The organism is Mesorhizobium sp. M1342, assembly GCF_040317955.1.
Classification (GTDB): Bacteria; Pseudomonadota; Alphaproteobacteria; order Rhizobiales; family Rhizobiaceae; genus Mesorhizobium.
Genome location: NZ_JAMYLI010000013.1, coordinates 12,951 through 28,636, shown reverse-complemented (window position 1 = coordinate 28,636; position 15,686 = coordinate 12,951). Strand labels below are relative to the sequence as shown.

Sequence of the window (15,686 nt, the reverse complement as noted above, 5' to 3'; positions counted from 1 at the left end):
GCGAGCCGGGTTCTACTTCTTCAACTGGTCGCGCAATGCGGCGAGCTTGGCGAAGGGCGAATCCGGGTCGAAGCGCACCGGGCGCTCCTCGCGCGGCTTGGGCTGGAAGGCCGGCTTGCCGCCTTGCGGACCACCTTTGGCATCCGGCCTGCCACCCTTCCAGTCGGGACGGCCCTCACGGCGGTCGGGACGCTCGCCTTGCGGCCTGCCGTCACGCCGCTGTTCGCCTTCGGCCTGCGGCTTGGGTTTGAATTTCGAGCGGTCGAAGCGCGGCTTGCCGGCTCCATCGCGCCGGCCTTCATGGGCAGGCCGTTCTCCGGGTGCAGCTACGGCCGGTGCGCCGGCGGTATCCACGGGTGCATCGCTTCGGCCGCGCGCTTGTCCGTTGCGTGGGCGATTGTTCCTGCGGCTGTCGTCGCGGTTGCGCGGGCGCTGTTCGAAGCGGCCCTGACGCCACAACAGGATGGGTTTTGGCGCTTCGGCTTCTGGAGCGGGTTCGCCGGCGGCAGCTTCAATCACCGCTGCAGGTTCGTCCGGCGCGGCGTCCGTTGCGGGCGCGGCATTTGACACCAGCTCGGCCGTTGCGGCTTCTTCTGCCGCTGCAACTTCGATCTCGGCAGTCTCAGTCTCTGCCTGCGGTTCAACCGGCGCCGGTTCGGCGACGTCGGGCGCAGCCTCGGCTACAGGCGCTTCGTCTTGCACGGTTTCGACAGGAGCGTCCGCCTGTTCTTCCACGGCAGGCGCAGCAGGTTCAGCCGCGGCGTCGGGGGTGATTTCGGCGGGAATTTCGGCCGCCGTTTCCGAAACGGCCACTGCGTCCGATGCCGGCTCCGACCCTTCGATTGCTGCCTCTGCTGCGGCATCCGTTGCCGCGGCTTCGGCCGCTTTGGCCTGCTCGGCTCGTGCAGCCTCTTCCGTCGCAAGCTTCGCCACCGCCGCTTCGCGCGCGGCATTGTCCTGTGCTTCGAGCCGCGCCTTGACCTCGACGGCCGGCTTCGGCTCGGCACGATAGCCGAGACCCTTGAGGATTTCTTCCATGTCGTCGGCGGTGGCGCCGAGGATCGACATCATCGGCGGCGTCACCATGAAGGACTGGCCGTCATAGGCGCCGTCCGGGCGCTGACCGAGGCCGGGCTTCCAGTTGGTCGCCGGACGGATCAGATCCGCCAGCCGTTCCAGTATGTCGATGCGCACGGCGCGACGGCCGAGATTGCGGTAGCCGGCAAGCTTGTAGAACGTCTTGTCGAAAGCAGGGTCGATCACCACCGAGGTGCGACCCGAGGCGAGCGCATGGACCACGTCGCCAAAGCCCGGCTTGTCCTTGCCGTCGTTCTTCAGCGCCCACAGCAATGTCACCAGCCCGGCAGGCGCCGGCTTGATCAGCGCCGGCACGAAGACATGGTAGGCGCCGAAGCGCACGCCAAGCCGGCGAAGGGCGGCGCGGCCTTCCTGGTCGAGCGACTTCATCTCCTCGGCGATGTCGCGGCGGTTGATGAGGCCGAAATTCTCGACCAGCTGGAAGGCGATGCCGCGGCCGATGCCAGAAATCTGGTCGGCGTTCCTGAGGTCGACCAGCGGCTTCAGCAGCGACTCGATCTGGAAATTGACGAATCGCTCTGCACGCGCGGCGACCTTGTCGCGCGCCGGGCCGGTCAGCTGTTCGTCGGCCAGCAGCACCAGGCGCGGCTTCAGCGCGTCTTCGCCTGATACCAGCGTGCCGATCGGCGCGCCGATCCAGCGCAGCGTACCATCCGAGCCAAGCGCGATGTCGCCATTGGCCGAGGCGCCGAAGCGTTCGGCGCGCGCTTCGAACTCGGCGGCCAGCGCCTTCTGGGCGGCGGTGCGCACCGCCTTGGCGTCTTCGCCGCCGGCGGTCTGGTCGGCGGTGAAGCGGAACCCTTGCAACTCGCCGACATGGTGGCCTTCGACAAGGACGGTTCCGGTAGGACTAATTTCGGCTTCGGGCATGGTATTTTCTCTAAGGCGCCGCATGAGGACGGAAGTCCTGCGGTCTACGAAGCGTTTCGTCAACCGCTCATGCAGCGCATCCGACAATCTGTCTTCGATTTCGCGCGTCTTTTCCTGCCAGTGTGCCTGATCGGCCAGCCAGCCGGGCCGGTTCGACACGAATGTCCAGGTGCGGATCTGGGCAATGCGATGCGACAGCGTGTCGATATCGCCCTCGGTGGTATCGGCGCGGCGCACCTGCTCGGCCATGTAATTCTCGTCGACATGGCCGTAGCGTGCGAGGTCCGTGTAAATGGAAGCGATGAGGTCGGCATGCTGCGCCGGCGCGATCCTGCGGTAGTCGGGCAGCGCGCAGGCTTCCCACAGCAGCGCCACGCGCTTGGCATTGGTGGTGAGTGCGCGAATGTCCTCGTCGCGCGATAGATGCTCGAGCGCCTGTGCATCGACGGCAGGCAATGCCCGCGTCAGTCCCTCGACGGGGGCGTTGGTCTCGATCGAGCGCTTCAGCGCGTCGAGGCTGGCAAAGTCGAAATGCGCGGTGCGCCACTGCAGCACCTTCACCGGATCGAAATCGTGGCCTTCGATCTTCTTGATCAGCTCTTCGTCCAGCGGGTCGACCTGGCCGGTGACACCGAACGTACCGTCACGCAGATGCCGGCCGGCGCGGCCGGCGATCTGGCCGAGCTCGGCCGCGGTCAGGTTGCGATACTGGAAGCCGTCGAACTTGCGGTTCTGGGCGAAGGCGACGTGGTCGAGATCGAGGTTGAGACCCATGCCGATGGCATCGGTGGCGATGAGATAATCGACATCGCCGGACTGGAACAGCGCCACCTGGGCGTTGCGGGTGCGCGGCGAGAGCGCGCCGAGCACAACGGCGGCACCGCCCTGCTGGCGGCGGATCAGCTCGGCGATGGCGTAGACCTCGTCGGCCGAGAAGGCGACGATCGCCGTGCGCCGCGGCAGGCGGGTCAGCTTCTTGGAGCCGGCATAGGCAAGATGCGACAGCCTCGGCCGCGTCACCACCGAGACACCCCTCAGCAGGCGCTGCAGAATGCCATGCATGGTGGCTGCACCGAGCAGCAGCGTTTCCTGGCGGCCGCGCAGATGCAGGATGCGGTCGGTGAAGATGTGGCCACGCTCGAGGTCGCCGGCGAGCTGCACTTCGTCGATGGCGACGAAGGCGGCGTCGGTCTCGCGCGGCATGGCCTCGACAGTGCAGACCGAATATCTGGCGCCCGGCGGCTGGATCTTTTCCTCGCCGGTGATCAGCGCCACTTTGTGGGCGCCGACCTTTTCGCAGACACGGGCGTAGACCTCGCGCGCCAGCAGCCTGAGCGGCAGGCCGATGATACCACTCTCATGCGCCACCATGCGCTCGATTGCGAGATGGGTCTTGCCGGTGTTGGTCGGCCCGAGCACGGCGGTCACGTCGCGGCCCGACAGGATCAGCGGCTCGGTGTGTTTGGGCTGGATGTTCATCAACCTAGAATAAGGCTTCTGGGACCTGGAAATAAGGCTTCTTGGCCTCTGGTTGTCGGGAGCGTGCCTCAAATGGCGCGTATGACAGGCGACACATAGGGATTTCGGGCGCGAAGCGAAAGCGGAATGTTCCGCCGGCGGCCAGAAGGTGGTTTTGTCAAGCTTTCAACCGGCTGCGGATTAACGGATAGAACGAGTCTGGAACGAATCGGCGACGAATCAGTGACTCCTGCAGATTCAGCTTTTGTTCACGGCTACATGTGGATTTCGCGACCGCGAGTCGCACCACATGCTGAATCGCTGAACTGGCCCGTTTCATGCTAAGAGGGCGTTGCCGTTAACCTTTGCCTGGAACCAATCACGGTGGCTTGGCGCGCCTCGATCAACATTATGAAATTGTTGATCTTTCTTAACCTGCGTTAAGCAGTTGGGCAGGCGATTCCGGCTGTCGTCGTTAACGTTCAGCTCATAGCCGGAACGAATCGGCGACGAATCGGCGATGGCGTAATTTTCCCGATTTGTTCAGCCCAATATCTTGTGTTGTGAACAGTTTATCCACCGAGAATCCACAGGTTGCCAGGGAGCTTTTGCACAGGGCGGCTGCCGGCTGTTAACCTTCGCGTGCCGAATTGGGTCAGCTACGGTCGCGAGCACGTCAAAGGGACCGTGCCGGAAACGGGCCGGTGTGCCGGCCCGTCGATCTCCTACATCGCCACGTCATCAGGCGAAGTATTGGCCACCGTTGGCCGTGATGGTCGAGCCGGTGATGAAGCCGGCATCTTCGGATGCGAGGAAGACGACGCAGCGCGCGATCTCTTCCGGTTCGCCGAGGCGGCCGACGGGGATTTGCGGGATGATGCGGTCGTTGAGCACCCTCTCGTCGATCGCCTTCACCATCTCGGTGGCGATGTAGCCAGGGCAGATGACGTTGACGGTGATGCCCGCGCGAGCTCCCTCTTGAGCGAGGGCTTTGCTGAAACCGATGTCGCCAGCCTTCGCGGCGGAATAGTTGACCTGGCCGGCCTGGCCTTTCTGGCCGTTGATCGACGAGATGGTGATGACGCGGCCGAACTTCCGGTCGCGCATGCCGCTCCACAGCGGATGCGTCATGTTGAAGACGCCGGACAGGTTGGTGTCGATGACCTCTTTCCACTGCTCGCGCGTGATCTTGTGGAACATGGCGTCGCGGGTGATGCCGGCATTGTTGACCAGCACCGAGACCGGGCCGAGATCGGCCTCGACCTGCTTGATGCCGGCGGCGCAGGAATCATAGTCGGCGACCGACCATTTGTAGACCGGAATGCCGGTCTCGGCCTTGAATTTCGCCGCTGCGGCGTCATTGCCGGCGTAGTTCGCGGCAACCGAATAGCCGACGGTCTTCAATGCGATAGAGATCGCCGCGCCGATGCCGCGCGATCCGCCTGTGACGATTGCTACCTTGGTCATGCATTTCCCCTTTTTTTGATACCGCCCTGTTGTCGGGCTTGGCAGGCACTGAATACAGAACGGGCGGCTCGCGCCGCCCGTTAGCGAGTTCTTCAGAGTGCTTCGATGCACATGGCGACGCCCATGCCGCCGCCGATGCACAGGGTAGCGAGACCCTTCTTGGCGCCGCGCCGGCGCATCTCGAAGACCAGCGTGTTGAAGACACGGGCGCCGGAAGCACCGATCGGGTGGCCGATGGCGATGGCGCCGCCATTGACGTTGACGATCGAGGGGTCCCAGCCCATGTCCTTATTGACGGCGCAGGCCTGCGCGGCAAAGGCCTCGTTGGCCTCGACCAGGTCGAGATCGCCGACCGACCAGCCGGCCTTTTCCAAGGCCTTGCGCGATGCTGGAATCGGGCCGGTGCCCATGATCTGCGGATCGACGCCGGCGGTTGCCCAGGACACGATGCGTGCCAGCGGGGTGATGCCGCGCCTCACCGCTTCCGCCTCGCTCATCAGCAGCGCGCCGGCGGCGCCGTCATTGATGCCGGAGGCGTTGGCGGCGGTCACCGTGCCGTCCTTGTCAAAGGCCGGCTTCAGCTTGGTCATGGCGTCGAGCGTGGCGCCATGGCGGATGTATTCGTCCTGGTCGACAATGGTGTCGCCCTTCTTGCCCTTGAGTGTGACGGCGACGATCTCGTCCTTGAACTTGCCGGCCTTTTGCGCGGCCTCGGCCTTGTTCTGCGAAGCCAGCGCAAACTGATCCTGGTCTTCGCGGGTGATCTGGAACTGACGTGCCACGTTTTCGGCGGTGTTGCCCATGTGATAACCGTTGAAGGCATCCCACAGCCCGTCCTTGATCATGGTGTCGATCAACTTGAAGTCGCCCATTTTGACGCCGGCGCGCAGGTGCTGGGCATGGGTCGAAAGCGACATCGATTCCTGGCCGCCGGCGACGATGACCTTGGCATCGCCGGTGGCGATCTGCTGCATGCCGAGCGCAATGGCACGCAGGCCCGAGCCGCAAACCTGATTGAGGCCCCAGGCTGTGGTTTCCTTGGGCAAGCCAGCATTGATCGATGCCTGGCGGGCCGGGTTCTGGCCTTGCGCGGCGGTCAGCACCTGGCCGAGGATGACCTCGTCGACCTCGCCTGGTTCGACACCGGCACGTGACAGCAATTCCCTGATGACAACGGCACCGAGCTCATGCGCCGGGGTGGCGGCAAAGGCGCCGTTGAAGGAGCCGACCGGCGTGCGCGCCGCGCTGGCAATGACGATGGAAGCGGACATTTTCTTCTCCAGACTTCAAGGGTGTCGTTCTGTCGTTAGGGACTTTTCTTGCCCTTTCCCAACCCCAAGTCAAACCGGAAATAGGCAGGGCGCCCATGCGCCGCAAGCAGGTCGTGCCTTGCCATGGCGGCCATTCGTCCATTGCTGCGCAGCATATTTTGCCTGCTATGCAGCATTTAGTGATCCCGCACTGCACAAACTGCTTGGAATTGTGAAGCTTTTGCGCATATCCTCAAAAAAAAGGCACAATCGTTATCGGCGGCTTGCTCAGAGGCGCGCCGGTGTCCCCGGGAGGATGTAGATGGCCGCTAAAGACGATCCGATCATCATCAAGAAATACGCCAATCGCCGCCTCTACAACACCGGCACCAGCACCTATGTGACGCTCGAGGACCTCGCCGAGATGGTCAAGAAGGGCGAGGAGTTCACCGTCCAGGACGCCAAGACCGGCGACGACATCACGCATCCGGTGCTGACCCAGATCATCTTCGAACTGGAGAACAAGGACGGGCAAAACATGCTGCCGATCCCGTTCCTGCGCCAGCTCATCGCTTATTACGGCGACCAGATGCAGATGATCGTGCCGAGCTTCCTCGAACAGTCGATGCTCGCCTTTTCCAAGGAGCAGGAGCGCTTTCGCGAGCAGATGAAGGGGGCGATCGGCAAGTCGCCGCTCGACATGATGAAGATCACTACGCCGATCAAGGCGCTGGAGGAACAGACACGCCGCAACATGGAAATGTTCCAGAATGCGATGCGGCTGTTCACGCCGTTCCCGCCCGCTGGCTCTACGCCGGCGGCTGCGCCAACGCCCGAGCCGGCCAGGAAGGAAACGGCTGACAAGCCCGACGACCTTCAGGAGCTGAAGGACCAGATCGCGGCCATGCAGCGCAAACTCGACACGATGTCGTGAGCGCCTGGCGCTCTCGCGATCTTACGGCAGTATTCCCTCGTAGCGGCCGCGCGGCCGGATAAGGCCTCCGCCTGTTATCTGTTCGACCGTGTGCGCTGCCCAGCCGACGCTGCGTGCGAGCGCAAACAGGCGGAACGGCGTATCGCGCGGCAAGCCAAGACTGCGCGTCAGCGCGGCCAGCCCAAAGTCGATGTTGGGAAGCGCGCCGGTCGCCGCAAAGGCAGCGTCGCGCAGCGACGATAGTGTGCCGTCAACCTCGATCACCGACAGAAGCGCTGCCCCTCGGGGGTCGCCGTCGGGATAGAGCTGATGACCGAACCCCGGCAGCGGCCGGTCATGGCTGAGCCAGCGCCGAATCGCCGCATCGGCGCCATGCCGCGCAGCATCCTCGGCCAGTTGCATCACCGCCTCGCCGGCGCCGCCATGGCGAGGGCCTGACAGCGTCGCGAGCCCCGCCAGCAGGCAAGCGGCCAGCGGCGCGCCGGTGGAGGCTGCGACGCGCGCGGCGAAGGTCGATGCATTCAGCTCATGATCGGCAAGCAGGACAAGCGCGCGGCGGATCGCATCTGCGCCGCCGGCATCCACCGACCAGTCCTGCGCAAGCCGCTGATGGACCGGATCCGGCCCCGCCGGTGCGCCCAGCGCGGCGGCCAGCACGCCGACCGCGTGCGCGGCGTCGGCATGCAGCGAGGCGGCGCTGCGCCCAAGCGATGGGCGCCCCTGGCCGGCAAGCACGGCAAGTCGCGCAAAGGCCGCAGCCCGGCCAGCTTGATGGGGTGCGTCCGGCAATGGTGCTTCGAAAGCCACCGGTTCCGGCAGAGCCCAGAGAACGGCGGCGGCTTCTTCCAGTGTGGCGTGCCCGGAGAGCACCGCGGCGTCCTGCCCGCGATAGATGAGCCGACCGTGCGAGACGGTCGAGATCGCCGTTGCGATCGAGGGCTCGCCCCAGGCAATGGCGCTTTCAGCGATGGCTGATGGGCTCCGTCCGCGCGCCCTCCGCGTTGCCAGCGCTTCTATATCGTCGGCACGATACTGGCTGCGGCGCGGATCGGCGCGGTCGGGCCGCATGCCGATGCGCCCACGGCTGACATAGGCGTACAGCGTCTGCGCCCGCACCTTGAGCCTCTCCAGCGCTTCTTCTCTGGACAACCACTCCGACATATCGAACCCCAATATTGATTCTATTGATCAAGATTGATGGAAACGTTGCCCATCTCTATCTCCGATCTGGAAATGCTTCAAGGAGACAGGCTATGGCGAATGGGCTCGATGACGTGGTGGCGGCGGAAACCGTGCTTTCCGATGTGGATGGTCTTGGCGGCCGGCTGACGATCCGAGGTCATTCGCTGCCCGCGCTGGCCGGCCGCTGGGACTATGCTCAGGTGATGCGCCTGCTGCTCGACGGCTTCTTCGACGACCTTCCCGCCGACGCGAAGCTGACGGGTGAGCTGGGCCAGGCACGTGCTGAGGTGTTCGAACGGCTTTTACCCTCGTTGCCCCGGCTGGCGTCGCTCGATGTCTACAGCGCCATGCGCGCCGGCATGGCGCTGCTGCCGGACGGCGACACATCGACGAACGCCTTGCTGCTCATCGCAGCGCCCGCCGTGCTGACGCCGGCCCTGCTGCGCCTGCAGCGCGGCGAGGAGCCGATCGCGCCGGACAGCCGGGCCGATCATGCCGCCGACATGTTGAGGATGCTGAACGGCAGCGTCGCCTCGCCGGCGCTGGCGAAGGCGCTCGACACCTATCTGGTGACCGTCTGCGACCACGGCCTCAACGCATCGACCTTTGCGACGCGCGTGGTGGCCTCGACGCAGGCCGGCCTGACATCCTCCGTGCTGGCCGGGCTCGGCGCACTCAAGGGGCCGCTGCATGGCGGGGCGCCCGGTCCGGTGATCGAGATGCTGGATGCGATCCAGGCGCATGGCGATGCCGCCGGCTGGCTTCGCGACGAGATCGCGCACGGCAGGCGCATCATGGGCTTCGGCCACCGCATCTACCGCGTGCGCGATCCGCGCGCCGATGTGCTGAAGTCCGTCGTGCGGCAACTCGGCGGCGAGGGCGAAACCGGCCGCCGGCTGGCATTCGCGGAGACAGTGGAACAGGTAGCGCTCGACGTGCTGCGGATCGCCAAGCCGTCGCGCTCGCTGCAGACCAATGTCGAGTTCTACACCGCGCTGCTGCTGGAGGCGGCGGGCTTTCCGCCACAAGCTTTCAGCAATGTCTTTGCCACCGGGCGCGTCGCCGGCTGGATCGCGCATGCGCGCGAGCAGCAGACGATCGGGCGGCTGATCCGCCCGCAGTCGCGCTATGTCGGGCCTGTGCCGGAGCTGGCTGCCTGAGGCTTATCGGCGCCTGGCGAGCGACCGGCGATCCAAACGATATCCTCCTGGTGAGCGGCCGTGTGGCCGCTTATGACGAAAATTTCATCTCGCCCACAAATCTGGCCGCTGTTATTGCGTCGTATTGAGCATATATGCTGCACTGCAACATAGATGCATTCTTGCCGTAACCAGAGGATTCCGCCCTTGGCCGCCAGAAAAACCGCAGTCATCACCGGCTCCACATCGGGCATTGGCCTGGCCATCGCCCAGGCGCTGGCGGCCGAAGGCCGCAACGTCGTAGTCAACTCTTTCTCCGACACGACCGCCGACCACGCCATGGCCGACGCGATTGCCAAACAGTATGGAGTGAAGACCGCCTACATCAAGGCCGATATGTCGAAACCGGCGGAATGCCGGGCGCTTGTCGCCAAGGCGGCCGAAACATTCGGTTCGGTCGATATCCTGGTCAACAATGCCGGCATCCAGCATGTCGCGCCGGTGGAAGAGTTCCCGATCGAGAAATGGGACGCCATCATCGCCATCAACCTGTCGTCGGCATTCCACACCATTGCAGCCGCCATTCCGCTGATGAAAAATGCCGGCGGCGGGCGGATCGTCAACATCGCCTCGGCACACGGCCTGGTCGCGTCGCCGTTCAAGTCGGCCTATGTCTCGGCCAAGCACGGCATCATGGGATTGACGAAGACCGTCGCGCTCGAACTGGCGCGCGAAAAAATCACCTGCAATGCCATCTGCCCGGGCTATGTGCTGACGCCGCTGGTCGAGGCGCAGATCCCCGATCAGATGAAAGCCCATCAGATGGACCGCGAGACCGTCATCCGTGAGGTCATGCTGGACAAGCAGCCGACCAAGGAATTCGTCACGGTAGAGCAGATCGCGGCAGCGGCGGTGTTCCTGTGCTCGGACGCGGCAGCGCAGATCAACGGCACGCATCTCTCGGTAGATGGCGGCTGGACCGCCGCGTGAGGCGCGAAATCTTCTCATCTACCCAAAACGCACCAAGGACGACGCCATGACCAAAAACGGCAAGGCGGAGGAGACGAAGAAGACGATCAACATCGCGCTTCAGGGCGGCGGCTCGCACGGGGCCTTTTCCTGGGGTGTGCTCGACCGCCTGCTGGAGGACGGACGGCTGGAGATATCAGCAGTGTCCGGCACCAGCGCCGGCGCCATGAACGCGGTGGCGCTGGCCGACGGATATGTGCGCGGCGGTGTCGAGGGAGCGCGGCAAAAACTTGAGGATTTCTGGCGCGCGGTGGCGGCCAAGGGCCGGTTCAGCCCAGTGCAGCGCATGCCGTGGGATGTCGCCTGGGGCAACTGGTCGATCGAGAATACGCCTGGCTATGTCTTCTTCGACACCATGTCGCGGGTGTTCTCGCCCTACGTCGCCAATCCGCTCGGCCTTAACCCGCTGCGCGACGTGGTGGAGCAGGAGATCGATTTCGACAATGTCCGCGCCTGCAAGTCGATGGAACTGTTCATCTCGGCGACCAATGTCGAGACCGGACAGTTGCGCGTTTTTTCCGACGGCGAGATCGACCTCGACGTGGTGATGGCTTCGGCCTGTCTGCCGCAATTGTTCCGCGCCGTCGAGATCAAGGGCGTGCCCTACTGGGACGGCGGCTATGGCGGCAACCCGGCGCTCTATCCGTTCTTCAAGACCGCGGCGACCGAGGATGTGCTCCTGGTGCAGATCAATCCGGTGGTGCGGGAGGGAACGCCAAGGAGCGCGAACGAGATCCAGAACCGCATCGACGAGATCACCTTCAACGCCGGGCTGCTGCGAGAATTCCGCTCGATCGCCTTCGTCAAGGAACTGATCGCCGCCGGCCGTCTGCCGCATGGCGAATATCGCGACATCCGCATGCACCGCATCGATGCCGACGAGGCGTTCAAGGACCTGTCGGCGTCATCAAAGGTCAATGCCGAATGGGCGTTCCTGACGTATCTCAGAGACCTCGGCCGCACAGCCGCCAGCGACTGGCTGGAAGAGAATTACGACGCCGTCGGCAAGCGACCGACGCTCGATCTCTCCGGCGAACTCGATGACGGCTTCAAGCCGGTGCGCGGTCCGGCACCCGGCCGGCGGGTCAAGGAATTCCTCGCTGTGCGCAAAAATCCGGAGGTGGTTCGCCGTCGGGCCTGAACTGAAACCCGATACAGCTGGTTTCATCGAGCTTTCAAGGCGAGGTCGATCACCCTGATCAGGGCAGCGGCCGCCTGCCGCTGTCCCTCCGGATCTCTGATCCGCGCCTTCATGCCTTCCAGCCCGTCGAGCAGCATGTCGGTGAGCAGTTGCGCCGACAGGCCCCTGGCCGCCAGGTCGACGCCGTTCCTGGCTGCCTCCCCCTGGATCGCGGCGCCGATGTGTTGGCCAAGCCCGCCGCGCCAGCAGCCTACCAGATCGCCAAGGCTCGATTTCATATCCAGCAATTCGGCGCCGTGCGGCGAGGCAACGACCGCGCCCATCATCGAGATGAATGCCTCATCGATGGCCCGCATCATGCGCTCGGTGAAAGGGCCATCGCCGGATAGGGCAATCTTTGCCGCCTCGACCGAGCGCGACAGGATCATCATGGCGATGGCGCGGAAAATGTCGGTCTTGTTCTTGAACAAGAGATAGAGCGCCGGGCGCGACATGTCTGCGGCGCGGGCGATGTCGTCCATGGTGGTGCGGGTGAAGCCATAGGCCAAAAACACCTTCATCGCGCCATCCAGGATACGGACGCGTTTGGGATCTGTGGCGGCGATGTCTTCGATCTGGTTCATGGAGCAATTCTATCCTGCAAAATCCTATTTGACAAAATGACGAAATTTGTCAATCTGTATTGGGCGAAACGGTCGAGAGGACGCTTCGCCCTTGGCAGTGGACAACAAAGGGTATCCCCATGCGCCTTACCGTCGACGGTCAGTCTTTCGATATCGATGCCGATCCTGACATGCCGCTGCTGTGGGCGCTGCGCGATCTCATTGGCAAGACCGGGCCGAAATTCGGCTGCGGTATCGCCGCCTGCGGCGCCTGCACGGTGCATGTGGACGGTCAGCCGGTGCGTTCCTGCTCACTCCCGGTTGGGCAGGTCAGTGGCGCTGTCACGACCATTGAAGGCATCGGCACAGCAGGCAGACTGCATGCGGTGCAGCAGGTATGGCTGGAGGAACAGGTCGCGCAATGCGGCTACTGCCAGCCCGGCCAGATCATGAGCGCGGTGGCGCTGCTCGACGAAGTCGCCAACCCAAGCGACGCCGATATCGACAACGCCATGGGCGGCAATCTCTGCCGCTGCGGCACCTATCCCAAAATCCGCTCGGCCATCAAGAAGGCCGCGGCGCTCAAGACGGCGGGGCTCTGACCATGGCCAGTGTCGGAAAGATCGCCCGCCGCACGTTTCTGATCGGCGCTGCCGCCGTCGCGGGCGGCGTTGCCGTCGGCTACTACTATTATCGCAAGCCTTTTCCGAACCCGCTCGAGGCCGAGCTCGGCAAGGGCGAGGCGACCTTCAACCCCTATGTGAAGATCGGCGCCGACAACACCATCACCATCGTCGCGCCGCGGGCCGAGATGGGGCAAGGCATTTCGACGACGCTCGCCGTCATGGTCGCCGAAGAACTCAATGTGAGCCTCGACCGGGTCAAGGTCGAGCACGGCCCCGCCTCCCATGCCTATTACAACGCCGCGATCCTCGAAGAGGGCGGTCCGTTCGCCTTCTTCGACGAGAGCATGACCGCGCAGGCGGTGCGCTCGGGTCTCGGTGTGGTCGGCAAGTTCCTTGCCCTGCAGGGCACCGGTGGTTCGGCTTCGACACGCGACGGTTTTGACAAGATGCGGCAAGCGGGTGCAGTCGCCCGGCAGATGCTGATCGCGGCTGCGGCGCAAAAACTCGGTGTCGCCGCCGCCGATCTGGAAACGGCCGACGGTTCGATCCTGCACAAAGCGTCCGGCAAGTCGCTGACCTATGGCGCGGTCGCCGCGGCCGCCGCCGCGATGGCGCCGCCGGCCGAAGTCAGGCTCAAGGACCGGGCCGACTGGAAACTGCTGGGAAAGCCGCAAAAGCGCATCGACATGCTGGCCAAGGTGACCGGGGCGCCGATCTTCGGCATCGATGTCAGGCTGCCGGACATGGTCTACGGCACGGTCAAGATGAGCCCGCGCTTCTGGTCGGCGCCGATCAAGGCGGACCTCTCGAAAGCCGAGAAAATGCCCGGTGTGATCAAGATCGTGCCGCTGGAGACGAATTACGGCCATGGCTTCGGCATCATCGCCGACAACACATGGGCGGCATTCAAGGCGGCCGAGGCGATCGATGCCCAGTGGTCCGATCCCGAATACCCGCTCAGCAGCGCCGCTATTTCAGATGTCCTGAAGCAGGCGCTCGGCACCAAGGGGTCGGTGATGCGCGACAATGGCGACGTCGACACCGCCTTTGCCGACGCGCCGCGTGAAAGGATCGTCGAGGCCGACTATGCGGTGCCCTATCTGGCGCATGCGACGATGGAGCCGATGAACGCCACGGCGCAGCTCAGGGACGGCGCGCTCGACATCTGGTGCGGCAACCAGGCGCCGACCCTGGTGCGGCAGCTTTGCGCCAACGCGGTCGGCATCGAGCAGGACAAGATCACTGTGCACACCACCTTCATGGGCGGCGGTTTCGGCCGGCGCGTCGAGGTTGACTACGCGCTGTGCGCCGCGCTGATGGCGAAGGAGACGGGCGGGCGCCCGATCAAGGTGACCTGGACGCGTGAAGAAGACATGCGCCACGACGCCTACCGGCCGGCCGCTATCGGCAAGTTCCAGGCGCGGCTCGGCGACGATGGCATGCCGGTCGCCGTCGACATGAGGATGGCCTCGCCATCGGTGATTGCCGGCATGCTGCGCCGGCTGTTTCCTTCGATATCGCCGCTCGGTCCCGACAAGAGCATCGTCGACGGTGCCTATGACCAGCCCTACACCATTCCGAACTACCGGGTCAGCGGTATCGCGGCGCCGGTCTCCATCCCTGTCGGCTCCTGGCGCTCGGTCGGCAGTTCGGTCAACGGCTTCTTCCATGAGGGTTTCATGGACGAGATCGCCATTGCCGGAAAAATCGATCCGGTCGAGATGCGCAAGAGACTGATGGCCGCTTATCCCTCGGCGGTGAAGGTGGTGGAGAAAGTCGCCGCGATGGCGAAATGGGGCGAGGCGCTGCCCGCCGGCAAGGCCAGGGGTATCGCCTTCACGCTGTCCTTCGGCAGTTGGGTCGGCGAGATCGTCCAGGTGGCGGACACGCCGGCCGGCATCCGCATCGAGAAGGTGTGGATCGCCGCCGATGTCGGCACCGCGCTCGATCCCGGCATCATCGAGGCGCAGCTGATTTCGGCCGCCATCTACGGACTCTCCGCAGCTATGGGTCAGGAAATCACCTTCGCCGACGGCGTGGTCGAACAGTCGAACTTCCACGATTTCGACGCCATGCGGATCTTCCAGTGCCCGGTCTTCGAAGTCGCCATCCTGGAAAACTTCCACAAGATGGGCGGCGTCGGCGAGGTCGGCACACCGCCGGCGGCTCCGGCGCTCGCCAACGCCATCTTCGCGCTCACCGGAAAGCGCGTCCGCACGCTGCCGCTGTCGAAAACGGTGGCCTTCGCATGAAGAAGCTCCTCATCATGCTGACGCCTGCTGCCATGCTCGTGCTCGCAGCGCCGTTTGCGATCGCGCAAGAGAGCCAGATGCCGGCGCCGGCGACCATCGACGCGGCGAAAGGCCTGTCCGAATGGGACAAGGTCTATGCGGTGTTCTCGCATCCGCGCTGCGCCGACTGTCATGTCGCGGACGAGCGGCCGCGCTGGTCGGGTGCGCATTACGGCGGTACGCGCGTTCACGCCTTCAATGTCCAGCGGGGTGCTGACGGGTCGGGCTTCGGCAATCCGGGCCTGCGCTGCACGACTTGCCATTTCGCCAGCAATTCCAAGGCATTGCACGGTCCGCCCGGGGCCGAGAACTGGCATCTGGCGCCAGCCGAGATGGCCTGGTTCGGCAAATCCTCGGCCGAAATCTGCGCCCAGATCAAGGATCCCCTGCGCAACGGCAACCGTAGCTTGAAGGATATCGCGCTGCATGTTCGCGACGACAGATTGGTCGCCTGGGGCTGGGCGCCAGGATCGGGTCGTGAACCAGCCCCGGGCTCCGCCGAAGCAACCTATCAAGCGATCGAAAACTGGGCAGCGGCCGGCGCATCTTGTCCGCCGGCGCAATGATCTTGCAACTTTCAGACTATATTGCGGTGCAAC

General features: G+C 64.4%; 12 protein-coding genes. 7 read left to right on the top strand and 5 right to left on the bottom strand.

Annotation, left to right across the window (positions count from 1 at the left end; translation table 11 throughout):
• Nucleotides 1-12 precede the first annotated feature (12 nt).
• The 3 genes from NKH06_RS15185 to NKH06_RS15175 all read right to left on the bottom strand — a co-directional run bounded on the left by NKH06_RS15185 (nt 13) and on the right by NKH06_RS15175 (nt 6,164).
• Nucleotides 13-3,447 (bottom strand): helicase-related protein, encoded by a 3,435-nt coding sequence (locus tag NKH06_RS15185; RefSeq protein ID WP_352440948.1) that lies wholly within the window; start codon nt 3,445-3,447, stop codon nt 13-15.
• Nucleotides 3,448-4,167: 720 nt separating this feature from the next.
• On the bottom strand, nt 4,168-4,893 hold the full coding sequence (phbB, locus tag NKH06_RS15180) for an acetoacetyl-CoA reductase (protein ID WP_023814310.1): 726 nt from the start codon (nt 4,891-4,893) through the stop codon (nt 4,168-4,170).
• A 92-nt stretch (nt 4,894-4,985) separates the two neighbouring features.
• Nucleotides 4,986-6,164: an acetyl-CoA C-acetyltransferase gene (locus NKH06_RS15175; protein ID WP_128305521.1), complete on the bottom strand. Its 1,179-nt coding sequence runs from the start codon at nt 6,162-6,164 to the stop codon at nt 4,986-4,988.
• 301 nt (nt 6,165-6,465) lie between these two features.
• On the opposite strand from NKH06_RS15175, the gene phaR reads away from it, so the two are divergent.
• Entirely contained in the window at nt 6,466-7,077 is a 612-nt protein-coding gene (gene phaR, locus NKH06_RS15170) for a polyhydroxyalkanoate synthesis repressor PhaR (RefSeq protein WP_128305522.1), read from the top strand.
• Between the two features lie 21 nt (nt 7,078-7,098).
• Here the strand turns inward: phaR and NKH06_RS15165 are convergent, their stop codons facing one another.
• The gene (locus NKH06_RS15165; protein ID WP_352750555.1) at nt 7,099-8,238 is read right to left on the bottom strand and encodes a citrate/2-methylcitrate synthase; all 1,140 of its coding nucleotides are present in this window, start codon (nt 8,236-8,238) and stop codon (nt 7,099-7,101) included.
• 92 nt (nt 8,239-8,330) lie between these two features.
• On the opposite strand from NKH06_RS15165, the gene NKH06_RS15160 reads away from it, so the two are divergent.
• The 3 genes from NKH06_RS15160 (at nt 8,331) to NKH06_RS15150 (ending at nt 11,568) form a co-directional block, all read left to right on the top strand.
• Nucleotides 8,331-9,419, top strand: coding sequence for a citrate synthase/methylcitrate synthase (locus NKH06_RS15160; protein WP_352893361.1), 1,089 nt, complete (start codon nt 8,331-8,333; stop codon nt 9,417-9,419).
• Between the two features lie 153 nt (nt 9,420-9,572).
• Entirely contained in the window at nt 9,573-10,388 is an 816-nt protein-coding gene (locus NKH06_RS15155) for a 3-hydroxybutyrate dehydrogenase (protein WP_031213135.1), read from the top strand.
• Nucleotides 10,389-10,434: 46 nt separating this feature from the next.
• Complete coding sequence (locus NKH06_RS15150) at nt 10,435-11,568, top strand: patatin-like phospholipase family protein (protein WP_031213140.1); 1,134 nt, start codon at nt 10,435-10,437, stop codon at nt 11,566-11,568.
• A 23-nt stretch (nt 11,569-11,591) separates the two neighbouring features.
• Here NKH06_RS15150 and NKH06_RS15145 read toward each other — a convergent pair whose 3' ends face one another.
• Nucleotides 11,592-12,191 carry a TetR/AcrR family transcriptional regulator gene (locus tag NKH06_RS15145; protein ID WP_352750553.1) on the bottom strand — a complete coding sequence of 200 codons (600 nt, stop codon included), beginning with the start codon at nt 12,189-12,191 and terminating at the stop codon, nt 11,592-11,594.
• A 119-nt stretch (nt 12,192-12,310) separates the two neighbouring features.
• On the opposite strand from NKH06_RS15145, the gene NKH06_RS15140 reads away from it, so the two are divergent.
• From NKH06_RS15140 to NKH06_RS15130, 3 genes are read left to right on the top strand one after another with little or no spacing between them, the layout of a single operon-like run.
• The gene (locus tag NKH06_RS15140) at nt 12,311-12,772 is read left to right on the top strand and encodes a (2Fe-2S)-binding protein (RefSeq protein WP_352893360.1); all 462 of its coding nucleotides are present in this window, start codon (nt 12,311-12,313) and stop codon (nt 12,770-12,772) included.
• Nucleotides 12,773-12,774: 2 nt separating this feature from the next.
• The gene (locus tag NKH06_RS15135; RefSeq protein ID WP_352893359.1) at nt 12,775-15,048 is read left to right on the top strand and encodes a xanthine dehydrogenase family protein molybdopterin-binding subunit; all 2,274 of its coding nucleotides are present in this window, start codon (nt 12,775-12,777) and stop codon (nt 15,046-15,048) included.
• Entirely contained in the window at nt 15,045-15,653 is a 609-nt protein-coding gene (locus NKH06_RS15130) for a hypothetical protein (RefSeq protein ID WP_352893358.1), read from the top strand. The genes NKH06_RS15135 and NKH06_RS15130 overlap by 4 nt, the downstream gene beginning before the upstream one ends.
• Nucleotides 15,654-15,686 lie beyond the last annotated feature (33 nt).

Coding starts and splice junctions, on each gene's coding strand:
- NKH06_RS15160 (WP_352893361.1), top strand. CDS start 8,331: ATGGCGAATGGGCTCGATGACGTGGTGGCGGCGGAAACCGTGCTTTCC.
- NKH06_RS15155 (WP_031213135.1), top strand. CDS start 9,573: ATGCATTCTTGCCGTAACCAGAGGATTCCGCCCTTGGCCGCCAGAAAA.
- NKH06_RS15175 (WP_128305521.1), bottom strand. CDS start 6,164: ATGTCCGCTTCCATCGTCATTGCCAGCGCGGCGCGCACGCCGGTCGGC.
- NKH06_RS15140 (WP_352893360.1), top strand. CDS start 12,311: ATGCGCCTTACCGTCGACGGTCAGTCTTTCGATATCGATGCCGATCCT.
- NKH06_RS15130 (WP_352893358.1), top strand. CDS start 15,045: ATGAAGAAGCTCCTCATCATGCTGACGCCTGCTGCCATGCTCGTGCTC.
- NKH06_RS15145 (WP_352750553.1), bottom strand. CDS start 12,191: ATGAACCAGATCGAAGACATCGCCGCCACAGATCCCAAACGCGTCCGT.
- NKH06_RS15165 (WP_352750555.1), bottom strand. CDS start 8,238: ATGTCGGAGTGGTTGTCCAGAGAAGAAGCGCTGGAGAGGCTCAAGGTG.
- phaR (WP_128305522.1), top strand. CDS start 6,466: ATGGCCGCTAAAGACGATCCGATCATCATCAAGAAATACGCCAATCGC.
- NKH06_RS15150 (WP_031213140.1), top strand. CDS start 10,435: ATGACCAAAAACGGCAAGGCGGAGGAGACGAAGAAGACGATCAACATC.
- phbB (WP_023814310.1), bottom strand. CDS start 4,893: ATGACCAAGGTAGCAATCGTCACAGGCGGATCGCGCGGCATCGGCGCG.
- NKH06_RS15185 (WP_352440948.1), bottom strand. CDS start 3,447: ATGAACATCCAGCCCAAACACACCGAGCCGCTGATCCTGTCGGGCCGC.
- NKH06_RS15135 (WP_352893359.1), top strand. CDS start 12,775: ATGGCCAGTGTCGGAAAGATCGCCCGCCGCACGTTTCTGATCGGCGCT.